Source organism: Nibribacter koreensis (assembly GCF_039541795.1).
Classification (GTDB): Bacteria; Bacteroidota; Bacteroidia; order Cytophagales; family Hymenobacteraceae; genus Nibribacter; species Nibribacter koreensis.
The window spans coordinates 250097-261892 of the sequence record NZ_BAABGX010000001.1; the positions used below are offsets into that span (position 1 = coordinate 250097).

Sequence of the window (11796 nt, forward strand, 5' to 3'; positions counted from 1 at the left end):
CCCTACAGCTTACGGTGAATGCCCACCACCACGCCCCAGAACATGCCCTGCTCAGGGGAGTCTATTCTGATGGGCTGGTAGGTTGGGTTCTCAGAGTCTAGGTAGGTGGCTTCTTTTTCTATCCTCAGCCGCTTGATGGTAAAGCCCCCGTCCACGAAGGCCATCACGATATTCCCGCTGAAAGGCTTTATGTCTTTGTTCACGATGGCCAAGTCCCCTGGGAGGATGCCAGCACCAGTCATTGAGTCACCTACTACTTCTACTAGGAAAGTGGAGGCGGGGTGGTTCGAGGCGTAGGTGTTGAGGTCGATCGGCTCGGAGCCGTAGTCTGACGCGGGGCTGGGGAAGCCGGCCCTGACGGTGGTGGTGAAGAGCGGCAGCGTATTTCCTTGGTCTATGATGACTAGGAACCGGTGCTCCTCAATCGGGTGTAGTGGGATGACAGTTGCCTCCATGCGTTCTTGCTTTAAAGTCGCATTTTACGAACAATATTAGCAAAAGCTATAAATTTGGCTAAAAATACTAGTAAATATAAATGTCAGATTATTAATAGGACCAAGTATCAAGACGCTACCAAGAGTACTAAACTCTGCACAAGAAATTGCCATCCAATGCCTTAAGGCTATCCCATTAAGGCCATAGTAAAAATATCTGTACTCTACCTTACTGCCCAAAAAGCTTTAGATAACTTTATTTAGACTTAGAAAACCACAGAACTATAAATACTTCTAAATAGCTTTCCCATACGGTATATGCATGTAAAATAAGGTCTTTACAACTTTAAAATTAATTCTAAGATTAAATAGGGTATTGCATTGATTATGAGCCGAATTAAAAATTTTTTGGCCAACGACAAGTTCACAATAGAGAAGCTCGAATAAAGGATTTCATTTTCTTCCTCTAACTTGTAAGGTTAATCTGGTATCAAGTACCACAGCGCCCTTTCATTACCCATCACCCGCATGTCTGAAAACAACAAGAAACAACTGGAACAGCAACTCTGGAACATAGCTAATACCCTGCGCGGCAAAATGGACGCCGATGAGTTCCGGGATTATATATTAGGCTTTATCTTCTACAAGTACCTGTCTGAGAAGATGGAGCTGTACGCCAACAAAATCCTGACGGAGGACGGCCTTACCTACCATGACATAGACGAGACCACCGAAGAAGGGCAAGAGTACCTGGAGGCTATTAAGGAAGAGGCGGTGCATAGCCTGGGCTACTTCCTGAAGCCGTCTGAGCTGTTTAGTGAGATGGCGAAGAAAGGCAACTCTGACAACAAGGAAGAAGGCGCCAGCAACTTTATCCTGGACGAGCTCACGCAGGTGCTCAAGCACATTGAGCAGAGCACCATGGGCACTGAGAGCGAAGATGACTTCAACAAGCTGTTCGAGGATTTGGACCTGACTTCTACCAAGCTGGGCCGTACCGAGGCCGCCAAGAATGAACTTATAGCCAAAGTGCTGGGTCACCTGGACAAGATTGACTTCAAGCTGGAAGAAACCGAGGCCGATGTGCTGGGCGATGCCTATGAGTACCTAATTGGGCAGTTCGCGAGTGGGGCGGGCAAGAAGGCCGGTGAGTTCTACACGCCGCAGGAAGTGTCTAAAGTGCTAGCTAAGCTGGTGACCACGGGCAAGACCAAGCTAAAATCTGTGTATGACCCTACCTGCGGCTCGGGCTCGCTATTGTTGCGTGTTGCCAAAGAGGTGCAGGAGGTTTCCAAGTTCTACGGACAGGAGCTGAACCGCACCACCTACAACCTGGCCCGCATGAACATGATTCTGCATGACGTGCACTTCCAGAAGTTTGACATCAGGCAGGACGATACCCTGGAGCACCCGCAGCACCTGGGGCAGGAGTTTGAGGCCATTGTGGCTAATCCGCCTTTTTCGGCGCAGTGGAGTGCTAACCCTTTGCATATGTCTGATGACCGCTTCAGCCAGTACGGCAAGCTAGCTCCAGGTTCCAAAGCAGATTTCGCATTTGTGCAGCACATGGTGCATCACTTGGCCGAGAACGGAACTATGGCACTGGTATTGCCACATGGCGCGCTGTTCAGGGGCGGTGCCGAAGGGCACATCCGACAGTATCTTATTGAAGACCGAAACTACTTAGATGCTGTGATTGGCTTGCCGGCCAACATCTTCTACGGTACTTCTATACCAACCTGTATTTTGGTGCTTAAGAAATGCCGCGAGCAAGCTGATAATATTCTTTTCATAAATGCCAGCCAGCATTATGGCAAGGAGAAAACGCAGAACTATTTGCGGGTAGAGGATATTGAGAAGATTATTTCTACCTACCGTGAGCGCTACCCTGAAAATAAATATAGCTATGTAGCCCCTTTGAGCGAGGTAAAGGAGAATGGCTATAACCTGAACATTCCGCGCTACGTGGACACTTTTGCCGAGGAAGAAGCAACAGACTTGCAGGAAATAGCAAACTCCCTATTTGAACTGGAAGAAGAAATGCAACAGACAGACAGCATTATTGCTGGTTTTTGTGAGGAGTTGGGAATTACTAAACCTTTTTAAATGATGGAAGCAGAAGTAGTAGAATTAATAACAGAGGTGAAGAAAGTGCCAATGTTACGGTTCCCTGATTTTAAAGCTGAATGGAAAAAAAATCAACTGGGTTCTTTTACGAAGATTTATGATGGTACCCACCAAACTCCAATATATACAGAAACTGGAATCCCATTTTATAGTGTTGAGCAAATAACAGCAAATGACTTCGAGAATTGTAAAAAGATTTCTGAAGAGGTATATGAGAGGGAGTGTAAAAGAGTAAAATTAGAGAAAGGAGATATCTTGATGACAAGAGTTGGAGATGTTGGTACCTCTAAATACTTTGATTGGGACGTAAAAGCTTCTTTTTATGTAAATGTTGCAGTAATTAAAAAATCAGAAGCAGCAAATAATAGGTTTATTGACCAATATATAAAATCTTCTTTTTTTCAAAAAGAGCTTTATAAAAGAACAATTCATGTAGCCTTCCCAAAAAAAATTAATTTAGGCGAAATTGGAAAGTGCAGCGTAAATCTCCCTTCTTTATTAGAACAAGATAAAATAGCATCATTCCTTACTTCTGTTGATGATAAAACACAGCAGCTTGCCAAAAAGAAAGACCTGTTAGAGAAGTATATGAAAGGGGTGATGCAGCAAATCTTCTCTCAGCAGATTCGCTTCAAGGATGAAAATAGGCAGGATTTTCCAGAATGGGAAGAGAAGAAGCTAGGACAGGTTTTTGAACGGGTAAAGACCAAAAATGCAAAGAACAATAAGAATGTCTTAACTATTTCGGCGCAGCAAGGCTTAGTCAATCAAGAAGACTACTTTAATAAATCTGTTTCAGCTGAAAATGTAACTGGTTACTACTTGTTACATAAAGGTGACTTTGCATATAATAAAAGTTACTCAAAAGGCTATCCTATGGGTGCAATAAAGAGGCTAACAAAGTATGACAAAGGTGTTGTTTCAACTTTATACATCTGTTTCAAAATCAAAGATGGAAGTTCTGAAGCATATTATGAGCAGTACTTTAATAGTGGTTACCTAAATAGTGAATTACAAAAAATAGCCCAAGAAGGTGCTCGTAATCACGGCTTGCTTAATATGAGTGTGGTTGAGTTCTTTAATGACATTGAGCTACCAAGGCCTTCGGAATCTGAGCAACTAAAGATTGCTGCATTTTTGTCTGCTATTGATAATAAAATAGAATTAGTAACGACCAAACTGGAACAAGCCAAGCTGTTCAAGAAGGCCTTGTTACAGCAGATGTTTGTATAAAAATATGGTAACAACAGAAAACTTAAACCATCTTCTAGGCCATTCTAAAACTATCATTAGTCATCAACGCGAGTTAAAAGCCGCACGAGGAGAGACCTTCAATGTTTTCTCTGTCCTTAGTTTGGAGCGTAGAGAGAATAAGACGCATTCAGCTTTCTTAGCCGAATTATTGAATCCCAAAGGCACTCACTTGAAGGGAAGTATATTCTTAAAGCTTTTTCTGAAAGTAATTGGTGATAAGGACTTAGATACTTCAAATGCACAAGTTAAGGTAGAGCATCATATCGGAACAATAAATGATGTGGCAAAAACGGGAGGCAGAATTGATATTTATATCTGTGATAAAAAAGGATATTCCATATCAATAGAGAATAAAATTGACGCTGGTGACCAGAATGCCCAAGTAGAACGATACTGTAATTTTAAGAAGGGTACTAATAAAGTATATTACCTCACACTTAAAGGAACAGAACCTTCTAGCTCTAGTTGTGGCGAGCTTAAAAGTGGTCAAGACTTTCAAGTTATTTCATACAAGGAGCAGGTTCATGAATGGATGACAGCCTGTTTAAAGGAGTCTGTTGACCATCCTATACTTCGGGAAACCATAAAACAATACAAGATTCTTATTCAGAAACTAACCTCTATAATGGACAAAAGCCATCAAAACAAGCTGAATGATTTAATGCTCACCCATATTAGGGAAGCTGCTTACATATCTGAAAATTTTGCAAAGGTTAGTGGTGCCATTAAAGAAAAATTAAGACAAGCAGTCATTACTAAACTAAAAGAAGTACTTGACCCTAAATATGTGGTATATCCTGGACATCCGGCTGATAAGTACTACTCCCAAATATGGATAAAATATGATGGGCTTGAAAAAAGCAATATGTTTTTTGGGGTAGAGTCTTTCAGTGGCCAAGGTCACAAGGGTGGAGCCCTCTTTTTAGGTGTGTACAGTTTGAACGGTAAGAAAAACGAGTATACCATTAAAAGTGAACGCTTTACAAATAATTGGTATAACCTGTCAGAGATACCTAATTATGAACAGTTTAGTATGAATTTAGCAAATCCTGAAACCCTTCAAAAGCTTCATTCAGATAGTGCCTTTAAGGAGGAGCTTGTTAACCATATAGTTTCTGAAGTTGAAGCTTATCTTCAACTCAATGATAAACCATTACATGACTTTTTAACGTCAGTAAAATAATGGGCACACAACCGGAGCAGGTACTGGAAGATAATTTGGTAAAGCAGTTGCAGGAGCTGGGCTATGCCTTTGTAGCTATCAAAGACGAGACCGCTTTACTGAAGAACCTGAAGAGCCAGCTGGAGAAGCACAACCAAGTCACCCTCACCGATAAGGAATTCGGGCGCGTGCTCAACCACCTGAACAAGGGCGTTGTCTTTGACCGGGCCAAAATCCTGCGAGACAAGATGCAACTCACCAAAGACAACGGCGAGAGTATCTACCTGGAGTTCATTCAGCAGGAGCACTGGTGCCAGAACCAGTTCCAGGTAACGCATCAGGTAAGCATGGCAGGCGCGTACAAAAACCGCTATGACGTCACACTGCTGGTGAACGGCCTGCCTTTGGTGCAGGTAGAGCTCAAGCGCCGAGGCCTGGAACTGAAGGAGGCGTTCAACCAGGTAAACCGCTACCAGCGGCACTCCTTTGGGTCTTCCCATGCTTTGTTCCAGTACGTGCAGCTGTTTGTCATCAGCAATGGGGTTAACACCAAGTACTACGCCAACAACAAGCACCAGACCTTTAAGCAGACCTTCTACTGGGCAAACAAGGAAAACAAGCTCATCACGCAGCTAGAGGCCTTCACCAAAGCTTTCCTGGAGCCTTGCCACCTGTCTAAGATGTTGACCAAGTACATTGTGCTCAATGAAACGCACAAGGTACTCATGGTGCTCAGGCCATACCAATATTACGCCACCGAGGCTATCATTGACCGCGTGAAGAACACAGACAAGAACGGCTACATCTGGCATACCACCGGCTCGGGCAAAACGCTTACCTCGTTCAAGGCCAGCCAGACTCTCATGCAGCTACCCAAGGTGAATAAAGTGGTGTATGTGGTAGACCGCAAAGACCTTGATTTTCATACCAGCCAAGAATTCAACAGCTTCTCGGCGGGAAGCGTAGACGGCACCGATGACACCAAGGCGCTGGTGAACCAGCTTTCGGGCAACACCAAACTTATTGTCACCACCATCCAGAAGCTCAACACGGCCATCAGTAAACTGCGGTTTTTGCCTAAAATGGAAAAACTACAGGAAGAACGCATCGTCTTCATCTTTGACGAGTGCCACCGTAGCCAGTTCGGGGAGACCCACAACCGCATCAAGAAGTTCTTCCCCCAGGCGCAGATGTTTGGCTTTACCGGCACACCCATCTTTGCTGAGAATGCCGTGAAGAATGAGCTAGGCAAGCGCACCACCAAAGAACTCTTTGACGAGTGTCTGCACAAGTACCTCATCACTGATGCCATCAAAGACGAGAACGTGCTAAAGTTCAGTGTGGAGTACATTGGCCGCTACAAAGAGAAGGAAGGTAGTACTACCAACATTGACATTGAGGTAGAGGACATAGACACCAAAGAACTGCTGGAATCACCGCAGCGCCTGGAGAAAATAGCGGATTATATTCTGGAGAACCATGCCCGCAAAACCCACAGCCGCAGCCTTACCGGTATGTTCTGCGTGAGTAGCGTAGACGTGCTCATCCGGTACTATGAGCTTTTCAAAAAGCGCAAAGACGAAGGCAAGCACAACCTCAAAATAGCTACCATCTTCAGCTTCACAGACAACGAGGAAGACAAAGGCGCCAACGGCATCTTGCCAGACTATGAAGAGGACGGTCTATCTATGGCCGCTGACCCGGCCGCTCCCTATACTGCCAATAGCCACACCCGCGAGAAGCTGGACGCGTTCATCACAGATTATAATACCCTGTTCAATACTAAATTCTCTACCAAAGACAGCCAGAGTTTCTACAACTACTACAATGACATCTCTAAGCGGGTAAAGAAGAAAGAGATAGACCTCCTGCTGGTGGTGAACATGTACCTTACCGGCTTTGACAGTCCGCCGCTCAACACGCTCTATGTAGACAAGAACCTGAAATACCACGGGCTCATTCAGGCCTACAGCCGCACCAACCGCCTGTACACCGAGCAGAAGTCGCACGGCAACATCATCGTGTTCCGGAACCTCAAGCAAGCGACCGATGATGCCATCGCGCTATTCTCTAATAACAATGCGAAAGAAGACATTGAAGCTATCATCTTAGAGCCATATGAAGTCTATGTGGCCAAGTTTAACGAGGCTTGCCTGGACTTATTGAAGATTGCGCCCACTGTCAAAAGCGTAGACTCCCTGCCCAGCGAGGACGAGGAACTGGAATTCGTGAAAGCCTTTAGGGAGCTCATGCGCCTAAAGAACGTGCTCACCACCTTCGCCGACTTCAGCTTCGAGGACCTGTCCATGGCCGAGCAGCGTTTCGAGGACTACAAGAGCAAGTACCTGGACCTCTATGACAAAGTAAAGACCGGCACCGCCAAAGAGAAGGAGTCCATTTTGAACGATGTGGACTTTGAGCTGGAGCTCATACACCGCGATGAGATTAATGTCGCCTACATCCTCAAGTTGCTGGCCAAACTAAATGGTGCCACGCCTGAAGACCAGCAAAAGCAGAAGAAAGCCATCCTGGACATGCTCACCGGCGAGGCCACCCTCCGCAGCAAACGCGAGCTGATTGAGAAGTTCATAGAAGAGAACCTCCCCCACATTGAAGACGCCGACGAAGTGCCCGAAGCCTTTGAAACCTTCTGGGCCCAGGAACAGCAAAAAGCATTAGCCGCCATCAGTCAGGAAGAAAAACTTGACCCCATGAAACTGCAAGCTCTGTTAGGTAATTACCTGTTCACAGAACGTAAGCCGCTACGGGATGATGTAATTGACATGGTGGAGGTAAAGCCATCATTATTGCAAAGGAAGGCAGTTTATGAACGGGTACTGGATAAGGTGGTAGGTTATGTGGATACTTTCATTAACGGCATGGGCGTCAGAGTTTAGTTTATTATTAGTAGATATATTAAGTGAAAAATCTATTTCTTAAGCATTTATAAAAGACATGTACTTAATAAATCCAGATACCAATAGCCTCTCAAAAGTAGACCAGGTTACTTTTACTGACTTACAATATTCTGAGAGATATCATTTGCAGGAATGGCTTGCTAAAAACCCAGAAACCCTAGGCGAGGACTTTCTTATCATCCAAAAGGAGTTCAGTGGCTTTGACGACACGTCAGAGCGCTTGGACCTTTTGGCCTTGGATAAACAGTACAACCTTGTGGTGATTGAGAATAAACTAGATGATTCAGGGAGGGACGTTGTTTGGCAAGCGTTGAAATATGCCTCCTATTGCTCCACATTGAGTGGAACTGATATCATCCAAATCTACCAAGGGTATTTAGAAAAGTACTTTCCCGGGGAGCAAGCAATTGAAAAGCTTCATACATTCTTTGAAAACGATGACGATTATGAGCAAAAGCTAAACCAGGAGAATAGCTTGAGAATAGTCTTAGTCGCTGCCAGATTTAGGAAAGAGGTGACATCCACTGTGTTATGGCTTTTGAATTATGGTATCAAGCTACAGTGCCATCGTGTGACTCCCTATAAGATGGGGGAAAAAGCTCTCTTGAATGTCGAGCAGATTATTCCATTGCGCGATGCTGAGGACTACACAATCCGATTGGCCAAGAAGGCGCAGGACTTGGCCCAGGTCCGCCAGACAAGCAGTCATCGCCATGATCTGAGGAAGGAGTTCTGGTTGCAACTCTTACCTGAGATTAACAAAAGAACCTCTCTATTCCAAAACATCAACGCAACTAAAGACCATTGGCTCTCAGCAGGATCTGGAATGCGGAGCTGTCCGTATTCATTTAATATTACCTGGCAGTCAGCATCTGTGATGCTGAACTTCACAAAGGAAAGCAAGGCAGAGAATGATGCCCTTTTCCTTATGATGTTAACGCGCAGGGACGAGATTGAGAAAGCCTTTGGAGAAGTACTTATATGGGATACACTAGACGGCAGAAAGTCCAGCAGGATTGAATTCAAAAAAGAAGGCCTTAATTATTTTGAAAAGAGCCAATGGCCTGAGATAATATCCTTTTTGGTTGATGCAATGGTGCGTCTTGAAAAGGCATTAAAGAAACAACTATCACAAGTGGCCTCTCAGGTTTCTACGCAGAATTTACATGCATTGCCTTCAACAGTTTGAAGCAATTAAACCTAGGTCTAAGTGTCTATTCTGAAACTAGTTTACTTTGGGCAACGCCCTAGCTTTGGGATTAATTTCCATGATGAAAAATAAGCTGGCTTTTGTAACTCCATTTAGTAAAGGTTTAGCCAGAGTAATATATAATAATGATTCCAGGGTCCACCGCTGATTCTGGGGTATTTGTAAGCAGGGTGGGAGTTATAACTGATTTCCCCAACTGAAAACTTTAAGAAGACTTGGAGATTGTAATAGGTCACTTTCTGATTAAACATATCCTCCGTTATAGGAAGATAAACTCATAAAAGTGGGAAGGCATTTCTTCATTTTATATAAAATAAAGAGGCCACCCTCCCGAGGTGGCCTCTTCTAGATAAGGCGTAGAAATACGCCTTGCAAAGGCTGTTAGCGAGCAATCACAGAAAGTTGACTAGGCTCTCCAATGTAAGCATGGCAACCATTGTGGGCAAATTTATGGTTTTGATCCATAGACTGTACACCCGTTACCAGGAACTCTCCTTTTTCTGCTTCTACTAGGTTGAAGGCTCCTGCTGGTACGACCATTTACCTAAACAAAAACATGGCTCTGGTCAGAAAGTCAAAGAGAAGTAGACAGAGGATGTGTCATGCCCTAGGAGAGGAACCGCGGTTAGTTTACTTTTTCCCTTAGATAGTTTTCGTTCCGCCAGGTTGTACAACAGCAAAGAGCCTTTGGCAGACAGATAACCAAGGGCTGCACCCGCCATCACATCGGTAGCCCAATGGGCGTTGTCGTTGATGCGGGAGATTCCCACCAGCGTAGCCAAGCCGTAGGCCAAAGGTGAGACCACCCATTGTTTACTGCCATACACGGAAGAAACTGAGGTGGCCAAGGCGAAGGCCACAGTGGTATGCGAGGAGGGGAAGGAGGTGTTGTCTGACACTTCCATACCCCAGTCATAAAAATGGTTTTCGTTGGTACTGCTGGGCCGGTAGCGGTGCACATAGTTTTTTAGAAGGCCCGTGGCACCGCCACTAATTAGCAGGCTGCCCATAGAAACAAACCCCACCTTCTGTAAGTTGGCATTTCTTAGGGCAAGCCCCACCACCGCCACTGTGCCGGAGACGGGCAGTAGCAGTCTATGTCGGCCAAGCGGTTCTACTGCCTTTGCGAACAAATCTACCGGCTGAGTTCGATGGCTTTGCATGTATTTCTGAAGCGGCTCGTCCACCCATGCATACGTGGCCGTCCAAAGCGCCCCACCACCAAGCACCAAACCTGTTACCTTAAGCGCATGTATGCTTTTAGGTTTGTGCTTGTCAGGAGCCAGTGAATCCAGGTGCGCGGATGATAATGCCAGTGAATCTACTGAAGTTGCTGGCTTTGTCTCCCCATTGGTTGGTATGGACTGGCCAAACGACCTTCCTGACAATAAAAGCAATAGGATTATCTGTGCGCTAAACAATTTCATATTGGTTGGCCAGTTTAATTATTAGTCCTTGATGATTAAGGAGTTCCCTTACTTTAAAGTAATTGCCAAGGCTATGGCATCTGCCACCAATCCTGTGTCTCGGTTGTAATGGTCATACCGTAGCTCTAGGGTATTCAGTTTCTTGATGCCCAAGATGCCATCGGCTGAGTTGTAGCGTAGGTTCAGGCCAAAGAGATGGCTCACAAACTCAGACAGGTCATAGTCGCTGGTGTAGAATTCGTTCTGACGGTCATGTTCTTTGTAGGGCGCAAAGTAGTCTGCCGCAGACTGGGTGTAGTACCGGTAGAACGGGGACACAGACAGGAAAGGCGTCAGCTTGTAGGGTAACTCTACCTCAGCGGTATGCGCGGTGATGCCCCAGTCATCTGTGTAGAAGCGGTAAAAAGTCTTGACCAGGATGCGGTCCGTGGCGAAGTAGTTTAGCCTGATGCCTACCGGAATTTTAAAACGCGTGTCAGGCAGTTTTTCTACGTTCACAGAATTGTCCGTAAAATACACCCGTTGGTAGGGCGTGGCCAACTGTCCCGTTTGGTACGCCAAATCCAGCATAGCCGACGCCTGTAAGCGTTTATTGATGACCTGAGCCAAAGAGACAGAAGCATTGTAGGAGTTGCGCGGATTAGTGCCGCCGGCGTCTGGGTTGTCAACCGGCCCCGAAGGCGTTTCCAGGGTCCTCAGTTCAATGGGGTATATCATGCTCCAGGAGTCCAGGAAAGCGCCCAGGGACAAGCCCACCTCGCGGCTGCGGTCCTTAGAGAATTTAGCGAAGTTCACGTTCACCCCTTTGGAGAAATAATCATATTCGGTAGAAACTGACAGTCCCGCGCCTATGGTATACCCTTTCACGTCGTCCTGCATGGCCCATGACAGAGAAGGGTAGATGCGGTTGTCTCTGGCCGAGGCAGAGGAAATTGTGGTAGGGTCTATCAAGTCTGAAGACGCCGAAGAGTAATGGTCGAACCCAACCTCCAGCCTATAAGAGTGCAGTCGGTTTCGGGCATCGCCGCGGGCCATGGTGATGTCAAAGACGGTGGCAATGTCGGTGAGCTCTTCGGTGCCTATGCCGCCGGTCACGGCAGAGTTGTTGCCGTCCTGGGTGTAGTAGCTGGACACGAAGTTGATTTCCTGGGTCTTGAGTTTGCGGCTTTTAAAGGCCGTGCTGTCTTGTTGAGTGACCTGCCCAAAAGAGCTGAGAATGGAGAGAAAAAAGAGCGAGGCGTGCAAATAGATCTTCTGCATCTTT

At 45.7% G+C, this 11796-nt stretch carries 8 protein-coding genes; 5 read left to right on the top strand and 3 right to left on the bottom strand.

Annotated elements, in window-relative coordinates:
• Positions 1–2: 2 nt before the first annotated feature.
• Entirely contained in the window at positions 3–455 is a 453-nt protein-coding gene (locus tag ABD880_RS00980) for a LexA family protein (protein ID WP_345161411.1), read from the bottom strand.
• Positions 456–962: 507 nt separating this feature from the next.
• Between ABD880_RS00980 and ABD880_RS00985 the strand changes: the two genes are divergently transcribed.
• The 5 genes from ABD880_RS00985 to ABD880_RS01005 are packed head-to-tail and all read left to right on the top strand — an operon-like array spanning position 963 to position 9084.
• Positions 963–2540, top strand: coding sequence for a type I restriction-modification system subunit M (locus ABD880_RS00985; RefSeq protein WP_345161413.1), 1578 nt, complete (start codon positions 963–965; stop codon positions 2538–2540).
• Positions 2541–3794, top strand: coding sequence for a restriction endonuclease subunit S (locus ABD880_RS00990; RefSeq protein ID WP_345161416.1), 1254 nt, complete (start codon positions 2541–2543; stop codon positions 3792–3794).
• Positions 3795–3798: 4 nt separating this feature from the next.
• The gene (locus tag ABD880_RS00995) at positions 3799–4998 is read left to right on the top strand and encodes a PDDEXK-like family protein (protein WP_345161418.1); all 1200 of its coding nucleotides are present in this window, start codon (positions 3799–3801) and stop codon (positions 4996–4998) included.
• Positions 4998–7874 carry a type I restriction endonuclease subunit R gene (locus tag ABD880_RS01000; protein WP_345161420.1) on the top strand — a complete coding sequence of 959 codons (2877 nt, stop codon included), beginning with the start codon at positions 4998–5000 and terminating at the stop codon, positions 7872–7874. The genes ABD880_RS00995 and ABD880_RS01000 overlap by 1 nt, the downstream gene beginning before the upstream one ends.
• A 58-nt stretch (positions 7875–7932) precedes the next feature.
• Positions 7933–9084, top strand: coding sequence for a DUF4268 domain-containing protein (locus tag ABD880_RS01005; protein WP_345161422.1), 1152 nt, complete (start codon positions 7933–7935; stop codon positions 9082–9084).
• Between the two features lie 587 nt (positions 9085–9671).
• On the opposite strand, the gene ABD880_RS01010 is transcribed toward ABD880_RS01005, so the two are convergent.
• Positions 9672–10532, bottom strand: coding sequence for a phosphatase PAP2 family protein (locus ABD880_RS01010; RefSeq protein ID WP_345161424.1), 861 nt, complete (start codon positions 10530–10532; stop codon positions 9672–9674).
• A gap of 48 nt (positions 10533–10580) precedes the next feature.
• The gene (locus tag ABD880_RS01015) at positions 10581–11792 is read right to left on the bottom strand and encodes a DUF3570 domain-containing protein (protein WP_345161426.1); all 1212 of its coding nucleotides are present in this window, start codon (positions 11790–11792) and stop codon (positions 10581–10583) included.
• Positions 11793–11796: the final 4 nt, after the last annotated feature.